The sequence below is a fragment of the Rhodobacter capsulatus genome (assembly GCF_052363175.1).
Lineage (GTDB): Bacteria > Pseudomonadota > Alphaproteobacteria > Rhodobacterales > Rhodobacteraceae > Rhodobacter > Rhodobacter capsulatus_D.
Window position 1 is genome coordinate 3,166,802 of record NZ_CP198946.1, and the last position, 21,362, is coordinate 3,188,163.

General features: G+C 58.1%; 15 protein-coding genes. 6 read left to right on the top strand and 9 right to left on the bottom strand.

From position 1 onward, the window contains the following. The first annotated feature begins 54 nt into the window (after nt 1-54). Nucleotides 55-2,103 (top strand): YgiQ family radical SAM protein, encoded by a 2,049-nt coding sequence (locus tag ACTTAI_RS16465; RefSeq protein ID WP_444452592.1) that lies wholly within the window; start codon nt 55-57, stop codon nt 2,101-2,103. A 7-nt stretch (nt 2,104-2,110) separates the two neighbouring features. Here ACTTAI_RS16465 and ACTTAI_RS16470 read toward each other — a convergent pair whose 3' ends face one another. The 8 genes from ACTTAI_RS16470 to ACTTAI_RS16505 all read right to left on the bottom strand — a co-directional run bounded on the left by ACTTAI_RS16470 (nt 2,111) and on the right by ACTTAI_RS16505 (nt 11,732). Continuing rightward, on the bottom strand, nt 2,111-3,397 hold the full coding sequence (locus tag ACTTAI_RS16470; protein ID WP_444452593.1) for an RsmB/NOP family class I SAM-dependent RNA methyltransferase: 1,287 nt from the start codon (nt 3,395-3,397) through the stop codon (nt 2,111-2,113). Nucleotides 3,398-4,204: 807 nt separating this feature from the next. Further along, nucleotides 4,205-5,374, bottom strand: coding sequence for a His-Xaa-Ser system radical SAM maturase HxsC (hxsC, locus tag ACTTAI_RS16475; RefSeq protein ID WP_444452594.1), 1,170 nt, complete (start codon nt 5,372-5,374; stop codon nt 4,205-4,207). Continuing rightward, the gene (gene hxsB, locus ACTTAI_RS16480; protein ID WP_444452595.1) at nt 5,371-6,828 is read right to left on the bottom strand and encodes a His-Xaa-Ser system radical SAM maturase HxsB; all 1,458 of its coding nucleotides are present in this window, start codon (nt 6,826-6,828) and stop codon (nt 5,371-5,373) included. Before hxsB ends, hxsC begins: the two co-directional genes overlap by 4 nt. Then, nucleotides 6,825-7,139 carry a hypothetical protein gene (locus tag ACTTAI_RS16485; protein WP_444452596.1) on the bottom strand — a complete coding sequence of 105 codons (315 nt, stop codon included), beginning with the start codon at nt 7,137-7,139 and terminating at the stop codon, nt 6,825-6,827. The genes hxsB and ACTTAI_RS16485 overlap by 4 nt, the downstream gene beginning before the upstream one ends. After that, entirely contained in the window at nt 7,136-7,714 is a 579-nt protein-coding gene (locus tag ACTTAI_RS16490) for a hypothetical protein (protein ID WP_444452597.1), read from the bottom strand. Before ACTTAI_RS16490 ends, ACTTAI_RS16485 begins: the two co-directional genes overlap by 4 nt. A gap of 46 nt (nt 7,715-7,760) precedes the next feature. After that, nucleotides 7,761-8,312 carry a recombinase family protein gene (locus ACTTAI_RS16495; protein ID WP_444452599.1) on the bottom strand — a complete coding sequence of 184 codons (552 nt, stop codon included), beginning with the start codon at nt 8,310-8,312 and terminating at the stop codon, nt 7,761-7,763. Nucleotides 8,313-8,900: 588 nt separating this feature from the next. Continuing rightward, entirely contained in the window at nt 8,901-10,259 is a 1,359-nt protein-coding gene (locus tag ACTTAI_RS16500) for a hypothetical protein (RefSeq protein WP_444452600.1), read from the bottom strand. A gap of 81 nt (nt 10,260-10,340) precedes the next feature. Then, on the bottom strand, nt 10,341-11,732 hold the full coding sequence (locus tag ACTTAI_RS16505) for a DUF6538 domain-containing protein (RefSeq protein WP_444452602.1): 1,392 nt from the start codon (nt 11,730-11,732) through the stop codon (nt 10,341-10,343). A 343-nt stretch (nt 11,733-12,075) separates the two neighbouring features. On the opposite strand from ACTTAI_RS16505, the gene ACTTAI_RS16510 reads away from it, so the two are divergent. After that, nucleotides 12,076-12,276, top strand: a complete 201-nt coding sequence (locus tag ACTTAI_RS16510; RefSeq protein ID WP_444452604.1) for a helix-turn-helix domain-containing protein — start codon at nt 12,076-12,078, stop codon at nt 12,274-12,276. Between the two features lie 44 nt (nt 12,277-12,320). Beyond that, the gene (locus tag ACTTAI_RS16515) at nt 12,321-12,578 is read left to right on the top strand and encodes a helix-turn-helix transcriptional regulator (RefSeq protein ID WP_444452606.1); all 258 of its coding nucleotides are present in this window, start codon (nt 12,321-12,323) and stop codon (nt 12,576-12,578) included. 22 nt (nt 12,579-12,600) lie between these two features. Here ACTTAI_RS16515 and ACTTAI_RS16520 read toward each other — a convergent pair whose 3' ends face one another. Next, complete coding sequence (locus ACTTAI_RS16520) at nt 12,601-15,894, bottom strand: sacsin N-terminal ATP-binding-like domain-containing protein (protein WP_444452608.1); 3,294 nt, start codon at nt 15,892-15,894, stop codon at nt 12,601-12,603. A 311-nt stretch (nt 15,895-16,205) separates the two neighbouring features. On the opposite strand from ACTTAI_RS16520, the gene ACTTAI_RS16525 reads away from it, so the two are divergent. From ACTTAI_RS16525 to ACTTAI_RS16535, 3 genes are read left to right on the top strand one after another with little or no spacing between them, the layout of a single operon-like run. After that, complete coding sequence (locus ACTTAI_RS16525) at nt 16,206-17,090, top strand: WYL domain-containing protein (protein WP_444452609.1); 885 nt, start codon at nt 16,206-16,208, stop codon at nt 17,088-17,090. After that, a complete protein-coding gene (locus ACTTAI_RS16530) occupies nt 17,087-19,993 on the top strand; it encodes an ATP-dependent helicase (protein WP_444452610.1) in 2,907 nt (968 codons plus the stop codon). Before ACTTAI_RS16525 ends, ACTTAI_RS16530 begins: the two co-directional genes overlap by 4 nt. After that, nucleotides 19,990-21,303, top strand: a complete 1,314-nt coding sequence (locus ACTTAI_RS16535) for a site-specific DNA-methyltransferase (RefSeq protein ID WP_444452611.1) — start codon at nt 19,990-19,992, stop codon at nt 21,301-21,303. Before ACTTAI_RS16530 ends, ACTTAI_RS16535 begins: the two co-directional genes overlap by 4 nt. The last annotated feature ends 59 nt before the right edge of the window (nt 21,304-21,362 follow it).

The following is a 21,362-nucleotide window of genomic DNA, read 5'->3' on the forward strand; positions in this document are numbered from 1 at the left end:
GCGATGCTGCTGGCCGAGTTGAAATCACACCGCGCGCGCCCTATACCTTGCACAATGTCCATCTCTCAAAATTCCACCACACCGCGCGCGGGCCGACGGTCTTCGGGCGAAGGCGCCGCACCTTTCCTGCCGATGAGCCGGGCCGAAATGACGGCCTTGGGCTGGGACGAGTGCGATATCGTCCTTGTCACCGGCGATGCCTATGTCGATCACCCGAGCTTCGGCATGGCGATCATCGGCCGCCTGCTTGAATCGAAGGGCTTCCGCGTCGGGATCCTGTCGCAGCCCGACTGGCAATCGGCCGAGCCGTTCAAGGCGCTCGGCAAGCCGCGGCTCTTCTTCGGCGTGACCGGCGGCAACATGGATTCGATGGTGAACCGCTACACCTCGGACCGGCGCCTGCGCAGCGACGACGCCTATACCGCGGGCGGCGAAGGCGGCAAGCGGCCCGACCGCTCGACCATCGTCTACACCCAGCGCTGCCGCGAGGCGTTCAAGGACGTGCCGGTGATCCTTGGCGGGATCGAGGCGTCGCTGCGCCGCATCGCCCATTACGACTACTGGTCGGACAAGGTCCGCCGCTCGATCCTCGCCGATGCCAAGGCCGATCTGCTGCTTTACGGCAATGCCGAGCGCGCCGTGGTCGAGGTGGCGCAACGTCTGGCCGCCGGGGAAAGCCCCCGCGCGCTTTGTGACATCCGCGGCGTCGCGCTGTTCCGCCCGGTGCCCGAAGGCTACACCGAACTGCCCGCCGACGATCTCGACAGCGCCGACGAGGGCGCAAGCCGCACGACGGGCGACACGGTGATCCGCCTGCCCTCCTTCGAGCAGGTCGAAACCGACCGCGAGGCCTACGCCCGCGCCTCGCGCGTGCTGCACCGCGAGGCCAATCCGGGCAATGCCCGGCCGCTGGTGCAACGGCACGGCGACCGCGATCTGTGGCTGAACCCGCCGCCGATCCCGCTGTCGTCCGAGGAGATGGACGCGGTCTATGACCTGCCCTATGCCCGCGCGCCGCACCCGTCCTATGGCGAGGCGAAGATCCCGGCCTGGGACATGATCAAGACCTCGGTCACGGTGATGCGCGGCTGCTTTGGCGGCTGCACCTTCTGCTCGATCACCGAGCACGAGGGGCGGGTGATCCAGAGCCGCTCGGAAGCCTCGATCCTGCGCGAAATCGAGCATATCCGCGACAAGACCCCGGGCTTTGCGGGGGTGATCTCGGATATTGGCGGCCCGACCGCGAACATGTACCGGATGGCCTGCAAGGACCCGAAGATTCAGGCCGCCTGCCGCCTGCCCTCCTGCGTCTTCCCGGACATCTGCCCGAACCTTGATACCTCGCATGACGATCTGATCCGGCTTTATCGCAAGGTCCGCGAGGTGAAGGGGATCAAGAAGGTGATGGTGGCCTCGGGCGTGCGCTATGATCTGGCGGTGAAGAGCCCGGACTACATCAAGGAACTGGTGACCCATCACGTCGGCGGTTACCTCAAGATCGCGCCGGAGCATACCGAGCGCGGGCCGCTTGACGTGATGATGAAGCCCGGCATCGGCACCTATGACCGGTTCAAGGAAATGTTCGACGCCGCGGCGAAACAGGCGGGCAAGAAGTATTTCCTGATCCCCTATTTCATCGCCGCCCATCCCGGCACCACCGACGAGGACATGCTGAACCTCGCGCTGTGGCTGAAGAAGAACCGCTATCGGGCCGATCAGGTGCAGACCTTCCTGCCCTCGCCGATGGCGACCTCGACGGCGATGTATCACACCGGCATCAACCCGCTGAAAGGCGTGCGGCGCGGCGCCTCGGAGCCCGTGGGCACGGTGCGCGGCACACGGCAGCGGCGGCTGCACAAGGCCTTCCTGCGCTATCACGACCCGGAGAACTGGCCGGTTCTGCGCGAGGCGCTGAAGGACATGGGCCGGGCCGATCTGATCGGCACCGGGGTGAACCATCTGGTGCCCGGGCATCAGCCGCCCGGAACCGGCAAGACCGTGGCGGGCAAAGCGGCGCCGAAGCGCAGCTCCTCGCGACCGGGGCCGGGGGCGAAGACCTTCACCACCAAGGGCGTGCCGTTTCCGAAATTCCCGAAGAAATGAGCCGGGCTCAGGCCTCGTCTTCGGACGGGGCCGGGGTCGCGGCGCGTTGCAGCACCGCGGCAAAGAAGCCGTCGGTGTCATGGCGCGCAGGCGTCAGCGACAGATAGTCGGGATGGGCCGAACCGGTCAGCTGCGGCGCCACTTCGGCGAGCGGCACGACCGAGAAATCGGGATGCGCCGCAAGGAAGGCCGCCACCCGATCCTCGTTTTCCTCAGCAAGCAGCGAGCAGGTCGCATAGACGAGCCGCCCGCCCGGCTTCACCAGCCGCGCCGCGCTGGCCAGGATCCGGCCCTGCAGCGCCGCCAGATTGTCCACGCCCTGCTCCTGCGGCGAGCGCCAGCGCGCATCGGGATTGCGCCGCCAGGTGCCGGTGCCGCTGCACGGCGCATCGACCAGCACGCGGTCGAAACTGGCCTTGTGGCGCTTCACCCAGCGGTCGGTTTCGCTGGCCAGAAGCCGGGTCTCGGCATTCTGCAGCCCGGCCCGGCGCGCGCGTTCGGCGCAGCGTTTCAGCCGCCCCTCGTTCACGTCGCAAGCGATGATCCGGCCCTTGTTCTGCATCTGCGCCGCGATCGCCAGCGTCTTGCCGCCTGCGCCCGCGCAGAAATCGACGACACGATCGCCCGGCCGCGCCGCCACCAGCAGCGCAACAAGCTGCGAGCCCTCGTCCTGAATCTCGATCGCGCCGTCCTTCAGCCCCGGCAGCCGCCCCAGCGACAGCCGCGCGGTGACCCGGATGCCCGAAGGCGCCACCGCCGAAGGCTCGGCCGGAAGACCGATGTCGCGCAGCGCCCGCAGCGCCGTCTCGCGCGTGGATTTGAGCGTGTTCACCCGCAGATCGAGCGGCGGCACCGTCAGCATCGCCGCCATCTCGGTCGCGAATTCCGCCCCGAAGCGGCGCCGCAGCGCCTCGGCCGCCCAATCCGGGCATTCCAGCCGCACATCCTCGGGCATGGCGGGGCTGTCGACCGTGCCGCCATGCAGCTTGACCACCAGCGTGTGTTCCGCCTCGGTCAGGATCGAGGGCGCATATTTCGCACCGCTGAACAGCCGCTTCATCTGATCCGGTGTGCGCCGCTCGACCAGCGTCAGAAAGGCCAGCAGCCGGTTGCGGTGGGTGTCCTTGCGCCCGTGCCGATCGAGCCACCAGCCCAGCCGGGCCTGATGGCGCAAGAGCGCATGCAGCGTGGCGATGATCTCGCCCCGGTCTTCTTCGCCGATCTGACGGCGGGCACGAAACCAGGCGGACACGACCGCATCCGCGGGGCGCGCGACGCTGTCGACTTCGGACATGAGCTCAAGGATGGCTTGCAGACGGGCAGCAGGGGTCACGGTCAGACGATCTGGATGAGAAGCGATGGCAGGTGCGAGAGCGATGCCCGGTCACTGTTCGCACCTGTTGGCCAGCCACCAGCGGCCTTGCGGCCGGATCGGCAACTTATCGGTTAGATCGGCGTTTGGAAACCTGCATTTGCGGGCGAAACGACCAATGTCGCGGCAGGAGTCGTTTGACACGGCAGTCTGCGGGAAATCGAAGGAGGCCGTCGGTGGAAAAGGTTCGATGCCGCAAATCTGGATCATGCTATCCCGCCTTTGCCAGTCGATGGGCAGCAAGCATCAGTTGGTGCGATCGTGTTGCCGACCGAAACGTCATTTCAGGCAATCAAGCGATCGATCGTATCGAAGACTTCGAGAAACATGGCGGACGGGATGAGCCCAAGGCGGTTTCCGGAGCCTCAATTATCACTTATAAGTCAATACCTTACAAGCCCCCGAAGATCAGAGTGAGCACTGCGTGGCGGATTTGTGTAACCTCTGTGGGTCGCCATGAAAGCAACACAATGTGACCTATATTTAGCTTTGCGGCCTGACGAATCCACAAAATAGAGCCGACTTCGATGAACTTATCATCCGACTACGTCGACAGGATAAGGTCGGTCAGACCATCGGGAACCAAACTTTATTAGTTCGCGCGGCGTATTACCGCGAGCCAGGAGCCGGGATCTGCATTGGGCTGGTCCCCTGGGTAGTCGTTGAATTTTGCATTGTTAATCAGATCGATCGAGCTGGCGACGTGTGAGACGGCGCCCTCTCATTATGTTACCTAGCATTAACAGCGATTGGTGCTTCAATAGGCAAAACTCGTGCGCTAGCGTCCTTAATTCCAGACATAAAAAAACCACAACATGAGGCGCGCATAACGCAGGCATCGCACTCCGCAGGGTATTCATTCTTCCAGTCGCTGATCGATTGGCACGCATAAGGCCAAATGGATTTTTCGATCATACAGGCGGGAAGATTGTAGACCGATACATTCATGCCATAGTCTCTGAGCTTCAGAACTGCTGAAGCGAGCTCTGACCTATACTCGGTTGGATCGATCGCGAGGACGGAGTCATTGGCTTTCGCAAAGCCTTCTCGCTCAAGTCCCATGAATGCAACATGCTCAACAAAGGTAAGGTTGCGAAAGATGAAATCTGCAAAGAGCGATAGATGCGAGGCAGATTGACGGCTTAGAACGATCCGTAATTCGGTACGAATACCGCGTTCTCCGAGCGCACAGAGCCCCATCATCGTGTCGCGAAATGCCCCCTGCGCCTGAGCAATATAGTCGTGCTGCCATGGCACCGGCGCGTGAAGCGGAATCCCGATGCTCAATCGCCTATGCCCTACCTCTGCAAGTGCGTTCGCTAGTATGCCATCGCGAAAACCTCGCCCATTGGAGAGCACATGCAGATCGGTATGCGGAAGCCATGCCTTAGCCGATCGCACCAGATCGACGAAACGCTCTCCAAGAATTGTCGGTTCACCGCCAGTGAAGCCGATGGCCTTGGTTGATGGCGGCAACATCTGCAAAATTTGGCTAATCTCGTCCACGTATCGTTCGTTTGCCACATTCCGGGGCGGCTGTGAGCACATCAGGCAGAGATTGTCGCACTGCTCCGTCAACAGGAAATGATTCACCGGAGCGTTACTGCGAAATAGGACGCGCAACGCACCATGTTCGTCAAGCCTCACGATATCTCCATCCGCGAGGTAAGAAAAATGCTCGGGGCAAAGAAACATGGCGTTATGGCCATCGCAATCTCTTGGCGATACAAGAGAGATGCAGGCACCAAACTGATGTGGGTAGCTTCCGTCGCGCGATAGGAAGCACTCTTCTCGCGCCAGAATGGAGGGCCTGTCCGACTGCTCGCTGAGGCGATAAAGCTTCGGCCCCGGTTGTTTAGGCGGAGATTTAACGGTCAAATGTCCTGCGAGAGGGATCACTGAATGCTCCAACGGCGAAGGGTACGCGCATCTTCACCATCCGCTTCGACAATATCGATCAGTCGACGAATGACATGCATGTTCCTCTGGCAAAAACCAGAGCGCGGCTTGAAGCCGACGAAGTCTCCCTGCGTGGCGTGATGGTATACCGGTTCAGAACCGCAATATGGTAAATAGGCGCAATCTGAACACATCGGAACAGAGGCCGCGAAGGATTCCTCAATTGGCGTGAGTAGTGCATCCGAGCCAAATAGCTCTTCGAAACTGTTCTCGTGAACGTTGCCTAGGCGAAACGTGTAATCGTTCATCTCCGCTCGCATACGTCCCTCGTCGGACGCATAAACTGTACCGTCATGGTTGTAGATCACCCCGGCCAGACCGATGCCCGAGGGGGTCATGAGATCAACATATCCTGGAGAAAATGGTGTAAGGATCTTCTTAAGTATCATGCCGCTGTAGAACTCGCTGAAAGGAGTTCCTTTCCGATTGAGCTCAAGAATGTAATCTAGACCTTCGTCGAAGAATTCTAGCCAGCGTGTGGTGTCGTATTTCTGGTACGTTCTTGTCTTAACAGCAAAGCCGTAAGGCGAGAGCGGGCGGAGAAATATTCCTGGAAAGCCGTTTTCAACATAGGTGTCGATTATGTCGCGAACACGGCCAAGCCCTGCCTCGGTAGTCGTCATGAGCGCGCTTACGGAGTATCTGCCAAGATGGTGCCGCGCCAGTTCGACACCTCGCAAAGTAGCGTCAAAGCTGCTTCCTCCCGTCAAAGGGCGGTTAGCATCATGCAGATCGCGCGGACCGTCTAGAGAGGTCGAAATGGATATTCCATGAGCCTTACAGAAGCGCGCAATTCGGTCATCTATTTGACTGAGATTGGTGGCAATCACGAAAGATAACCGCCGCGACATCCTCCGCGCGACATCTTCAGCATAAAGTACGATATCCTCCACCGCCTCGAAGTTGAGAAGTGGTTCCCCCCCCTGGAATTCTATTTTGATGTCTGGATTGGGGGAACGAAATATCATATCGACGACTTTTCGCCCGGTCTCCGTTGAGATGTTGAACGCATCCTTATTCGCACTCTGTCGCGACACTTGACAATAGATGCAAGAATGGTCGCAGCGCTGCGAAATTACGATCATGTGCAGGCCGGTGAACCAAGCAAGGTTTTTTAGCTTAGTTCGCAGCTTCAGAGCGGTAATTTCGAGCGGCAACGGATCCGCACCAACGCGAAGAAAACCACGCGCGTAGAGCTGCGCAAAACTCGGCGTCTCCAAGCCGAGAGAGCAAGATACAAACGCTTGGAAATCCGCCTCAGAGAGTATCACATATTCTCCCGACATACTGGTCAGGATGCGTTTCCCAGCTGAGTAGCGATCGAAGCGAAAGGGCAGGAGTGTGTAGGCGTTCGCCTCTTCGCGAAAGGTAGAACTATCTCGAAAGATACTCAAGACATCAGGCCTGTGCGTGAAAATGTATAGGCAAGGATGGTGTTGCGGAGGGGCGCGGTTTGCTCAGCGATCCGCTCACGCAGATCGTAATCCACCGCGTCCAACCGCAGTTGCTCGGCAACTATCTCAAGATCAACACCAGCGGGTGCATCAGAGCGCAGCCGCAACGCGACGCATAGCTCATTTGCCAAAATGGAGACCTCGAAGGTGACAACATCCCCGTGCCGGTAGAGCGCCTTCTTTATGGCATCCTTGGAGATGAAACCCGCATCGAAACGGATCTCAACTCCAGGATCAAGCGAATCCTTCACTGGCAATAGCTGTATCCCGAACAATGGCTGCCATGACTTGCATGACTAGCGTGGCTCGCATGGCTTGAGTGCCAAACATAGCTGACGCCTTCATCAGAATGCCGCTCCAGAACCATGTTCCTAGAGAGCTCAGGAATGGGCGCGACAAAGTTTTGCTGAACCGGCGCCGTAGCGGCACTCTCGACGACAGCCCCATCTGTGGAGGCGAACGCAGTCCCGTCAAGCATCGCGACTGCGGCCGCGAGCGGGATGAGAAAATCTCTTTTCGACATCTTAAACTTCTCCCTTGCTACGATGCGTAAGCTATAGCTGTCGCTCAAAAAAAACTCAATTTCCCACGCTGAATGCGGCCGACCCCGAGCCCGCGACCGATTGCCGCGACACTTCAGCCCCGGCGCTAAGTTTGGCATTGTCGAGATCGGGCCGACGAAAGATCGATGTGACGCTGGCTTCGATATTTTCGAGTGTCTTCTTGCGGCGCGAGGCGGCGGCCCCACCGCATGGGCCAGGGCCAGGAACAACCCGCACCAGGCGAAGAAGACGATGCGGTAAAGGGTGATCAGTTTGCGAAGCATGATGCTCTCCTGTGTCATGATGTCTGCGTGATGTCTGGGGGGATGCTCAGGCCGCAGCCGAGAGGACGCGGTAGACCGAGCGCTCGGAGATGCCGAGCTTGCGGGCGATCTCTCGCTTCGGTGTCCCTGCCGCCAGCAAGGCCAGAGCTTCGGCCTGCTTGAACTGCGCCGTGGGCTTGCGGCCTTTGTACCTGCCATCAGCCTTGGCCTTGGCGATGCCTTCCCGTTGCCGCTCCAGCATCATCTCACGCTCGAACTGCGCCACGGCCCCGAGCACATTCAGCATCAGCTTGCCGGTGGCATTGGCCGTATCCAGCCCCAGGTCGAGCACCCTCAGCCCCACTTTCTTGCGCTCCAGGGCCTCCACGATCTCGCCCAGGTGACGCACCGAGCGGGCCAGGCGGTCGAGCTTCGTCACCACCAGAGTGTCCCCTTCCCGAACGAACTCCAGCGCCGCAGAGAGGGCGTCTCGCTGCCCCACCGAACTGACCTGCTCCTCGAACAGCTTCTCGCACCCGAGGGCCTGCAGGGCCTTCCTCTGGGCCACAAAGCCCGCGATCTGGTCCAGGGTCGAGGTGCGGGCATAACCGATCAGCATGTGATCCTCCTTTGCTGCCAATAGGGTCAAAGAGGTGGGGGAGAGGCGTCTGCCAAAACTCCGAACCCACTTCCATGACGGGGCTATCCCGCCACCTTTGCACCTGCCTCTGGGGCAAGCTTCAGTGGCAGAGGGGATCGGCTGGGGTCTGGACCTGGGATGGCCCTGGGAGACTCGGAGAGGGCCCCAGAATGGCCTTCCTGGGCTCTCCCGTGGGTGAGACTCGGGACGGCAGGAGGCGACTCCACGGCCTTCCCAGGGACTCTGGCGAGGCGCTGGGCTTTGGGACTTTTTCAATCCGTCAGAGGGGGGTTGGGGGTTTTGGAAGCGACTTCAAAAAGAGGGGTTATATTATTACTCTTATTGTTCTTCTTGATGCTGAGCCCTCACCTCTGACCGAAGGGGCAACCTTGGGCACTCTTACGTTTCCAAGTAATGCCTTGGTGGTCGTAAGTGAACCCGAGCCTCCAAAGCCCATCAAGTATCTGATGAGTAGGGGATAATAGCCCAGATACCTACCTTGGACCATCCAAGGACACCCCCCCAATGATCAGCCTTGGAGGGCCAAGGGGCAACCGAGGGGAAGGCCTATTTGCATCTGACCTCAGGCAGGCAGCCAAAGCGGTTCCCGTAAGCTTCCACCAGACAGGTGAGGGCCACGTCCTGATGCTGTTTGGCGATGATCAAGCTGTCAAAGACGGGCAAAGCGGCAACACCGTGATGGCGCCCAAGGCGGCTCAGGCATTCCATGAAGCACTCGGATTCCTCGTATTGCAGCCGAGCCCAATCCATCGAGCCCTTTTTGAGCTTGCTCAGGACCGGATGCTTCGCGATCAGGGCGTCCAGAACCTTCCTGAGCTTGTATACGGCACCGATCTTTCGCCCTGTGCGCTTCACGTAGTCCTCGCTTAGCGTCATCGGAAAGCGGGTCAGGCGCGATCCTTTCCCCGTCATCGCCACAAAGAGCCCCTTCACCACGTCCCGCTCGACACCAGGCAGGAAATAAGGGTCGTCGTCGCTGTCCAACTCCAGATCGTGCAGGGCGTAGAGAATAAAGAGATGGCTTCCCCTTACGTCAAGCTCGACTGTGGGTTCACCCCGGCAGGTGATCAGGGCGCGGTCTTCTTTCGACCTCTGCTGCCAATCATCCTCGGAACAGCAATAGAGCCTTCCGCCCATGTTGAAGTCGAAGTTGTGGAAGTTGCCCCGGTTGAACAGCCGATAGACCCGAGGTGTTTCCGCGAGGTCGAAGCCTCCTTGGGCCAGCGTGGTGTTGATCTCCCTGACCCTTTTGACCTCAGCATCATACTTTGCCCCGACCAAGCGCATATTGGCCGAGGTGACGCCTGTGCCATGCCGATTGGCAACTTCAGAGCGCACCGTGACCGGAGACAGGCGCCCCGTTTCCTTCAGGAAGTGATCCTTGAGCGTGTCCGGGGTGATGCCGAAGCCCTCCGCCAAGCTCAGCAGCTCTGCCGTTGCCCGAAAGCGTCTAGCCCTGCCAAAGCCAATCCCCGTGTCGTCTCCCTCCCAAGTCTCCCTGACCCGAAAGAAGCTGGTGACCTCCATCAGCCCCATCTCGGGCCAGAACTGCAGCAATTGCTCGAAGCTTCGCACCGAGACCAGGGTTTGCCCCAGCGCCTCCTTGTCGCTTGAGCGATAGAAGAACCCTCTCGCCTCCTGAAACCTGGCATGGTGGATCAGATCGGCAGCGAAAGCAGACACGGCCCCTGTAAAGCTCCTCTGGGCCTCGGCCTGCCGTGTGCGCTTCCTCGGCTGCGCCTTAGCTTCATGGTCAAGCGTGATGGCCGTCAGATGCGCCACCAGAGCCTTTGCCGCATCGGTCTTCGGAGCAAAGACGAATTCCGCCATGCGGGCCGCTTCGAGGTGATCCCGGCAATGCCCCAGCGCCGTGACGAGGGGAGTGTCCGTGTTCATGTCATTCATGTGCCGTAACCTGAGATTCGAGGCGAGTCTGACCCCGCCTCAGCGTTGCGCTGTGACCTTTGGATGAGATTCAAAGGAGATTCAGGCCGCTGATACGTGCTCAGCGGGGCCTTCTCCCGGCAACGGCAGCACCGTCTTCAGCATGTATCGCTGCATCAGTTCCAGGCTGTGCCCCTTGCCGTAAGTCTCTCCGACACCCTTGGTGACCCAACCACCGATCCGGTCAATCAAATCGGGCGGAGCTTCCACGTTGCGAAGACGATCCCGCATCGTGTGCCGGAAGCTGTGGAGCGTCTGGCCTTGTCGCGCCAACTTGTTTTCCTTGAGCCACTTGTTCAGGGCAGCTGAGGCCGCCCCGGAGTGAAACTCATCTTTCGGGACATCCTTGGCAATGCTCGGGAAGAGGAACTTTCCTTCGGTCGTCATGGCGCGCTGGGCTGCCCAGAGAGCAGCACCGACGAGGGGGACCGACCTCGCAGAGAGTCCCGTCTTCAGGTTACGAACATCGGTCACGCGAAGCCTGATATGGGGGACCGGATCGTTCAGCCTGACATCCTCTTTCATGATCTGCTGCAGTTCCGCCAAGCGTGTCATCGTGTCCGAGAGCATCGCAATCAGCCACCGGCGCTCGTCATCCTTTTCGTGGCAGGCAGCCTGAATTGCGATCAGTTCTCCGACCTCAAAGGTATCTCGGGGTTTGCGTGGCCCCTCATCACGGTTGGGAATCGTCAGCTTCTCGAAGGGATTGGCCTTGGTCATTTCGAACTCAAGCAGACCCGTTTGGATCACGGGGCGCACCTGAGCCAAGTAACGCTTCACGGTTTCGGGGCCGACACCCCTTTGCACCAACTTGCGCACGAATGCATTGGCATGATCGCGGCTGAGATGGTCGAGGGGAATGTCCCCGGCGATCTCAAGAAGATGGCCCCAAGCTCGCTCGAACTGCTTGTCCGCTACGGTGTTCTTCGGCCCCTTGCCCAACTCGAAATGCTTCTCCCTGGCATCACTCAGAAGCTTCGGCACCGGGGCACCGTAGAGGATGTCCAGGGTCAACTGGTCCTGTGGCGTGATCTCGGGCGGCGGCTCATGCGGCTCATGTTGCCCGATCAGTCGATCCACGAAGGTAGAAATCGCGGGATTGTCGCGGTATTTGATGGCATCCCCAGGCGACATTCCGGCAGCCGCAAGTGTTGCAAGAGCGACATGAGGATCAACCGCCGTCTTGTTCCCCTCTCTGTGCGATTTCCATAACGCATCAAGACGCCGAGTGTGTGCATCGGCAAGGCGACAGGCTTCCATCTTGTCGGTGGTCTTCAGGCTGAAGAACATTTGCTCCTCTGCCCTTCGACCAAGATCCTTGTAGATCGAGCGCACATCCTCGGGGATGCGACGGCGGTAGTAGAAGGTATTACCCTTTTGTTGGAGGTGCTTGCACATGACCCGAAAGGCCCCCGCATCGAAGATCAGTATCATGCCTTGTGTAACCTCGTGTGTTACCTCAGGCAACCCACGGATCACACCTAAGCCATTGATATTCAAGGGGAATGTCATGGTTTGGTGGCGGAGGAAGTGCCCTTCCAACTGGACCGTCTCCTGTGACCCCTGAGGAAGCTCCGGCAGGATGACGAGTCTTAAGATGTTCTGACGGAAATTGCGTGATCTGACATGGCGTTGGCCTGAAGCTCGCTGCTGCGCCGACTGTCCGAAGAACCCAGAGCGCAACGCGCAGAACCCCGCAACACACTGACTTGAATACGTTTTCTTTCTACGCATTCGTTGTCGTGCGACCACGGTGGTCGTTCGAAAGGAAACGAAAATGCGAGAAATTTGCCTCAGTCAAATCGATCTGGCTGCCCGATGGAGGATTAGCCCGAGGACACTTGAACGGTGGCGGTGGACTGGTGAAGGACCGAGCTTCATGAAGCTCGGCGGGCGCGTAATCTACCGCCTCGAAGATGTGCTTGCGTTCGAAAATCAAGAGCGCCGCGACTTGGAGGAGATGAAAGCCGGGCGCTGAACTGGCCCGGGTATCGTCAGAAAAACCCTGCGCGAAGCATTGTGTTGGACGCGCAGGGAATTTTCATTTCGGCCGTTAAGGTCGCACGAAAGGAAACGAAAATGCTTGACTTACGTCTGACCCAAATTGAGCTGGCAGCACGATGGAGGATCAGCCACAGGACCCTCGAATACTGGCGCTCCACTGGTGACGGGCCGCGCTTCATCAAGATCGGACGCCGCGTCATCTACCGGATGGAGGATGTCCTAGCATTCGAAGACCGAGAGCTCAGCGAGATCGCACTGGACGAGACCGGTGGCTGAACCGCGCCCGCTTAGTCCACTTTCATTCGGTGGCCGTTAAGCCGGGAGAAATTTCGGTAGCAACATGGCTCCAACCGTGGTCGAAGGTGAACGTTTTCGAATTTCCCGCCGGATCTTGTATTCCGAGAATGCGAGCTGTTGAAGCGTTCCTGGCGCTTTCGACGATATACAGCCAGTAGGATTTTCCTTTCTCGCGCGCGAAATCAAACTGCGTGCGAGAAAGTCCGACGGGGCGCTCCATCAACGTCCCAGTCATGGACTTCACTTCGACCCATCTTACCTGAATGTCGTTCTCATCGACCTCGTAAAGATCGAAGCCTGGATTACCTGCTGGTGTTCTGCAGAGTGCGGGCTCTGCCGCGAGTATCAGGTCGATTGCATCCGCCTCGAGCTGCATGCGCTGCTCTTGGTCAAGACCATCTGGATCCTGCTCCTCGTCATCCACATGTGCTCCGACATAGGATATGAACGGGCGTCCGGCAGCGTGCCCCGCAGAGCTCTTGCCAGCCCCACCAGCGCTTCTGCCGCCACCTCCGCTCGCGGCATCCCTGACGCCATTGCCCCGACCGTCGCCACCGTTGGCATCGAGGTTACCGCGCTTGTCGCCTTTTCCTGGCCCTTTGCTCCCGCCGGTAGAACCAGTGCGCACATCGTCACCCGCATCTGGGTCAGGGGTTCCAGGCGCAATATCAGGCATATCGTCCCCATAAAGGTCCTTGGCTTCGTCATAGACGTCACCGTCGGAAGAAATCTCGGCGGCTGCTTCTGTGGAGGCCGGGGACATGGGCTCTGGGCTAGCATCCTGCACCCCTAACCGCGAAGTTAAATCGGCGACACTGGTGATGCCAAGCCTCCGCAGCAGATCAAGCGCTGCCGGATCGATCCCAGCCTCTCTGGCAAGCTGGTCGATAATCGGTGGCTTGAATGCAATGACAGATTGAAGGAATGGATTGCTCTTCCAGCCAAGATCATCGAACACCACAAGACTCGGGACGACGAGCTCACCGCTTTCCGTTGGCACCCAAGACGTCCGGACAAGCTCTCGAACGAAAGAAGCGCTAAACCGAGCAAGTTTCACTTCATGGGAGTAGCCCCATTTGTACGTGCCGTAGAACGCTCCTGTGCCGCGCGCTTCCAGATCGGCTAATGCATCCCACAAGACTTTGGCTCTTATCGCCGACTCTTCAGCTGCCAGCTTTGGAAAGTGCTTTAGCAACTGCGATAGTCCTCGCAGCGTGAAATCTTCCGGTACTTGCTCCCAGCTGGCGCGCTCAAGGCCCGCATCGCGGCGAATCCGTTCTTTCTCGGAATACCCTAGTGTGGACTCAACTTGCTCCACGACCAAATACCGGCTTGCGCCGCATGACACTAACAGGTCGCGAATATCTTCGCCGCGCAAGCCTTCGTACTCGTTATTAACCAGCAGGACGTTTGCTACGCCTTCGAAAAGCTGCTGAAGTCGGTCGGTGGCAATATAAGTTTCGCCGGGTTTTGCAATGTACCTCTTGTCGCTGCCAGCATCGATAACCATCACAAAATGCGTGTCGCGAAGCGCTGCGCGCAGCTTCTCTTTTTGATTGGCTGAGTCGGTGTTAAATGCTGCGAGTATCCGCCTAATATCCTCGTTGTAGGCCTCATCGCCCACATCGATCTCGTCTTGCTGATATTTAGGCAGAATATTCCAAATGACATCGTCTACGGGGTCTGGCTCGGTGATTCCGAGCGAAGTCAAAAACTGACGCGCTTCCGGTGTGGCACATACTGCGCGGCGCACAGTCGGGAAGCTCGTAACGATGGAGCTTGGCAAGAAAGCGTTTGCTTTACCATTTTCACGGACGGCGACATGGGAGCCATCATCCAATCTGATGATCGGGATCGCATCAAGGTGACGGCGGATAATTTTCTCCTGTCCGCTTAGAAAATCGTACAATCGCACCACCCACGGATCGGACTGCGCCGCAAGGAAATCCTTCGTCAGGCTTGGTATGAGGGTCTCCGGTCTAACTTCATCAATACCTAGCTCGCGCATGAGGTATTGGCGTATGTCTGGCGCTCGATCCTGAGTTATGTCTCCTGAGAGCCAAGCTTGCACATTTGCCCCGAACAGCCCTTCAACCTGATTGGGACCGAGTAGATCTCGAATATCCTGAGTCCGCGCGAGTTTTGCTTGTGCCGCCGCAACATACGTCCCGTCGCTGGTCGGTAGTAATTCCTCATTTTGCAGCAGATTTTTTACCGCATCAAACACCGGCCGAAACCTACTGCTGGCTGGGAATTTCTCCCTGTCGAAGGGCAAACAGCGGAGCACTGAGACATCGAGCATAGACGCGTCGCGCAACCAGCTCATGGCCTCGCCAAGCAGCTCGGATGTCTGGATCACCAAGTGCTGGTTCCAAGGGTCGCCAGGAGGGATGTTTTCACGGCTTGGCGTGGTTCGAAACGGTCCTTGTACAAGGAAGCCAAGGTGTGTCTCGACGACCGTTGGAAAAAAGACCACCAAGGGCGACGTGGACAGGGGTTGAACTGCCCAACGCTCCGACCGCGCCTTTGGGGGCTGGACCTTAAATGCGATCTCCACACGACCGACTGACTTCTGACTGTCGGAAAAGACGTCCCGGTGGAATACGAGCCAGCTTTGGTCGACTTCTTCTTGACCGGTCTCGTGACCGATTAGGCTAACGCGCCGCACATTAGGTCCGAGCACATCAGGCGGATTGCGCATGTAAAACCCAGATGCGCCCCCTTCAACGTTCCAATTGATCTCTTCTATATTACGAAGAAACAGAAGCGCACTCGGTCCGAGCCTCTGGAATCCGTCCGTGATATCCGAGCCTGCGGTTGAATCTCCCGATTTCAACGGAAGGACGATCTGCGTCTCGTCAGCGCGCCGAGAAGATTGCGCCACCCTCTTGGGAAACACATACTCTTCTATTGCAAAGTCTTCATCGCCTGAATGAATTTCCGGGAGATCGGTGACAGTATAGACAGATTTGAAGCCTAACCCAAATCGACCGATTGCCGACTCGTTCTTTGTGCTTTCTGCTATGTCGCAGACGCTCCTGACATCATCTTCATCGAACGGCTTGCCAAAATGTGCGACAGTCAGCTTTTCTTCATCCAAATTGAATGAAACGGTGCGCGGCCCTGTCCATGCTCCACGTTTGCCAAGTGCGTCTTCTGCATTCTGAAGTAGCTCGAAGATAAAGTGCGTCCGATCATCGTAGAGGCCTGCAGCGAGACCGCCAGATTTCTTGGCGCCCTCTGTGCCGTATCGAGACCGGTTCTCTTCACAAATCAATTCGTAATTTGATGCCACGGCGAATGCCCTCAACAGAATTTATCACTCAGCATCCCACGGACGCCGAAGCAGCAAGATCGAGACGCCACCAACGCTTGTTAGCAGTGTCTGGATGGTGAGACCTTTCATCTAGCCGCACCCGCACCCGCACCCGCACCCGCACCCGCACCCGAGCTTTGCGAAGTAAGCAAGAAACGTGAAGCAATTTCAATGCAATCTCCGCTCATTTTCGATTGCCCCCGCAGAACCCGTCCGCTAGCGTGGATATGAGCACAGAAAGTGGGTGCACATAGTTATCGTGCGGTTCGCACTGATGTCGGGAGGGCGTGATGGATAGCGAAAGGTTAGAACTTCGCTGGGGCGTCGAGCAGCGCCTCGAGTTCATCGAGTTCCGCCTGTTCTGGGAGGGGCATGTGAACCGCAGCGATCTGATGGACCAGTTCGGGGTCTCGGTGAACCAGGCGTCCACCGACCTGAACCGCTACATCGGCTTCGCGCCGGACAACATGGCCTACGACAAGAGTGCGCGAACCTATGTGCGAGGCTCCAAGTTCAAGCCGCAGTTTCTCGAGCCTGACGCGAGCCGCTATCTTGCACAGCTGCGATCGGTCGCTGACGGTATCCTCGACCGCGAGGACGCCTGGATCGCCAACCTGCCGCCCTACGCTGCCGCCCCTACGCCAGTTCGTGGGGTCAATCCGGCAACGCTTCGTTCGGTCGTTGGCGCAATCCGCCGGTCCGAGGCGATTGAAGTAAAGTACCAGTCCCTGTCCAGCCCCGAGCCGCGCTGGCGCTGGATCGCCCCCCATGCCATCGCGTTTGACGGTTTCCGGTGGCACACTCGGGCGTTCTGCCAAACCGACGATTGCTTCAAGGACTTCCTGTTGTCGCGGATGCTCGAGATCCGAGGCTCGGGCGAAAGCAACAAATCGGCTAACGATGATCAGGACTGGCTTTCCGAGGTTACGCTTGAAGTCGGGCCCCATCCGGAGCTCTCCGAAACGCAGGCTAAAGTCATTGCGCTCGACTACGGCATGCAAGGCGGTAAAGCAAAAATTACGGTTCGGCGGGCGCTACTCTACTATGCGCTAAGGCGTTTGGGTCTCGACACTGAGCCGACCGCTAGGCCGCCCCAAGATCAGCAGATTATACTTCTCAATGCTGACGCGGTATTCGGTGCCCCGAAATATCTGGCGAGGTCGGCAATCCAATGAAGGATCATCGCTCCAGCGCAAACCCCCAACAGCTCGCGGCTATTAACGCGTCGGAAGGGCCTGTTCTGATCATCGCGGGCCCAGGTTCCGGTAAGACCTTCACACTCGTTGAACGCATTGTACACTTGATCACCGTGAAGAAGGTCACCCCGGAAAGCCTTCTTGTGGTCACATTCACCGACAAGGCGGCCCGTGAGCTCACCACTCGGGTTTCAAATCGCCTCACGGAACTGGATATCCGCTTCAACCTAAATGAAATGTACCTCGGTACATTTCATTCGATCTGCCTGCGCGTTCTCGAAGAGTTTCGGGAATTCACCCGCCTCAGGCGCAGCTTCACGCTGTTTGACCAATTTGATCAGCAATACTTCCTCTACCAGCGGATCAAGGACTTTCGGGAGCTTGCAGACGCGCAACTCGTCATGGGAGATGATCAGACCGGCCGGTGGGCACAGTCAGAACAGCTCATGAAATGGCTCAACAAGGTCAGCGAAGAGGCTCTGGACCCGGTTGCGCTTGAGGCGGCGCCAGATCCTGAGGTGCGCGCCCTCGCACGCTGCTTCTTGAAATATCAAGAGCTTCTCAACGAAAACAATTGCTTGGACTTCTCGGGAATCCAGTACGAGGCCTTGCAGCTGCTGCGTCAACATCCGGACGTCCTCGCCCAGCTGCGAGACAAGATTACGTACTTGATGGTCGACGAGTATCAGGACACCAACACTATCCAAGAGCAGATCCTGCTCCTGCTGGCGGGCGAAAAAAGCAACCTGTGTGTCGTCGGTGACGATGACCAAGGTCTCTATCGATTTCGTGGCGCCACAATTCGTAACATTCTGGAATTCCCACAGCTCTTCGCGCCCGCAAGTTGTACGCAGGTGCGCCTGACGGTAAACTATCGCTCTCACCCAAGCATCATCGACTTCTACAACGATTGGATGGAACGACTTGACTGGGAAGATCAAGGCAAGACATTTCGCTTTCCAAAACAGATCCTTCCGCGAGAGGACGATTTCCCGCACGTACCCGCCGCGGCACGGCTGAGCGCCTCCGACGAAAAAGGGGAGAATGACAACTGGCACGCAGAGGTACTGTCATTTCTGACAGCGCTGCGCGAGTCAGGTCGCCTTACCGACTGGAACCAGGTCGCCTTCCTGTTCCGATCGGTCAAGAACGACCGCGTGCTCAACCTCGCGCGTTTCCTCGAAGGTCACGGTGTCCCCGTCTATTCACCGCGCTCCAACATGTTCTTCGAGCGGGAGGAAATCCGGTTGATGATCGGGGCCATGATCTTCCTGTTTCCGCAGTTCCCCAAGGTCCGTCAGTGGGCCGAAGGTGCCCAGCTCGCCATCTGGGACTACTACGACCACGAGTGCTTCAAGGCCTTCGCGGATGAGCTCCGCAAGCCAGAGAACCGCCGCATGCTTGAGTGGGCCCGGCCACTCGCCAAGCGACATGCGGTGCTTACACAAACCGCCGACTATGCCTTCTCTGGGCTGTTCTATCAGCTGCTCCAGTTCCCCCTGTTCTCCCGGTTCCTGGACGAGGACGCGATGCAGGGCGTGGACAAGGGTCGCGCCGCCCGCAACCTGGCGACCTTCTCGAAGCTGATCACCAAGTTCGAATACCTTCACTACGTCACGGTCCTTAACCCCGAATACCTCGAACGGGACCTTCGGAACCTGTTCAACCAGTTCTTCCGCTTCCTCAAGGAAGGCGGCATCGGGGAGTATGAGGATGAGGCGGAATACGCGCCGAGGGGCTGCGTCTCGTTCCTGACCATCCACCAGTCCAAGGGGCTCGAGTTCCCCGTGGTCGTGTGCGGATCGCTGGAGGCAGTGCCGCGCAAGCAGCACACCGATCTGGACGAGATCCTCGAAGACGGCGGTTACCTGTCGAAGGCGCGGTTTGAGCCGCTGGACAGCATCAAGCACTTCGACTTCTGGCGTCTCTACTACACCGCGTTCTCGCGGGCGCAGAATCTGCTGATCCTCGCCGCGCAGGAGCGGCACGGGCACGGCCGGTCGCCATCGAAATATTTCGAGGATGTCTTCCGCGCCCTGCCAGAGTGGCGGGGAGTCGACCTGACCCGGTTCACCTTCGAAAAGGTGAAGGAAATCAACCTCAAGCGCGAGTATTCCTTCACCTCGCACATCACGCTCTTCGAAAACTGTGCAGAGCAGTATCGCTTCTTCAAGGAGCTGGAGTTCGCCGCCATCCGCGTCAGCCCGATGCTGTTCGGCACGCTAGTTCACCAGACCATCGAGGACATCCACAAGGCCGTCCTGCGGGGCGAAGAACACGCGGTCACGCCCGACGCCATCGATGGCTGGTTCTCCACCAACTATGCCATGCTGTCGAAGAAGGAGCGCGTCTTCCTGGCCCCGATCACCCTCGAGGCCGCCCGCAGGCACGTCATGCGCTACTACGAGCGCGAGAACGGCAACTGGGACCGGATCAAGGAAACCGAGGTCGAGATCTCGCTGGTCAAGGACGACTACATTTTGAAGGGCAATGTTGACCTGATCCGGGGCGAAGGTGGCACGGTCGAAGTGGTGGACTTCAAGTCGGAAAAGAAACCCGACATGGAGAAGGACCGCGACCGCCTGCGCCAGTACCAGAGCCAGCTCGAGGTCTACGCCCACCTCATCGAAGAGCGGACCGGCCAGAAGGTTAGCCGGATGCACCTCTATTACACCGGCGAGCAGGACGGGAACCCTTATGTCAGCTTCGCCAAGGATGACCGTGCGATCGGCAAGACGATCTCCCGCTTTGATGAAATCGTCCACCGCATCGAATGCTCGGACTACCGAATAGCCGCGCGCCCCGATAGGTTGTGCGAGAACTGTGACATGCGCGCCTATTGTGACGCGAAAAACTGGAATTTCAGGAAAGACGACCGATGAGTGATGTGAAAGACGACCAAACCGCCATGAGCCTTGGTGCCGATACGGGCAACCTGGAGAGCGTGGAGAAATTCCAGTTCGCGCCCATCAAGGGCTACCCGATGCTGAACTGGCGCGGGAAGCGGCCGTTTACGTCCACGCAGTTCTACCCAGCCCAGTTGAAAGAGGTGCATGGCGAAGAGGTCGATGGCTGGCGCAACAAGATTTTCTGGGGCGACAACCTCCAGGTCATGAGCCACCTACTAAAAGAGTTCCGTGGCAAGGTCGATTTGATTTACATAGACCCGCCATACGACTCTAAGGCCGAATATAAGAAGACCGTAAAACTGAAGGGGGGAACTGCCGCCTCCGACACAAGTTCTTTTGAGGAAAAGCAGTATAGCGACATTTGGACAAATGACGAATACCTTCAGTTCATCTACGAAAGGCTCGTACTTTGCCGCGAACTAATCTCGGATCGTGGGAGTATTTATGTTCACTGCGACTGGCATAAAAATCATTACATCCGCGCAATTATGGATGAAATTTTCGGAATTGGTCGATTCAGAAACGAGATCATTTGGAGCTATTTCGGCTTCAAGCGCTCTACGACGCGCAAATTTCCACAGAAGCACGACACCATATTCTCCTATGCGATGTCAGACGACTACAAGTGGAAAGTTCAATTTCGACCTCACGGTGAGGATTATATCAAGCGCTTCAAGAAAGATGCAAATGGACGCTTTTTCCGAGACGACGTGAACCCCACAGGCGGTGGCGCGCGCGTGATTTATCTAGATGAAGTCGAAGGTGACATCATTGATTCAGTTTGGGATGACATCCCCCCGGTTAACCCAGTTGCCAAAGAACGCCAGGACTATCCAACGCAAAAACCAGAGGCCCTTTTGAACAGGATTATATCGGCATCCACTGAGCCAGGAGATCTTGTCTTTGATTGCTTCATGGGGGCGGGAACAACGCAAGCGTCAGCGATGAAGTTGGGAAGAAGATTCATCGGCGCAGACATCAATCTCGGAGCGATCCAAACGACCACAAAGCGTCTTTGTGGCGTCGCTGAGGAACTTGGAAGCCGCCTACCTGACCCGGATCTTCCGCTATTCACAGGTTTTGAGGTTTACAACGTTAACCAGTATGACGTCTTCCGCAATCCAGTTCAGGCCAAAGAGCTACTCCTTGAGGCGCTTGAAGTGCAGCCCATTGAAATGAATGCACTCTTTGATGGCGAAAAAAGATGGGCGCTTGGTCAAGATCATGCCGGTCAATCGCATCGCCACGCGAGCGGATTTGAACGAGTTGACAGCGGGCTTTGACTACAAGGCTTGGGAACGTCGTCAGGGGGAAGCCCCCTAACAGACCTGTAGAAAAGATC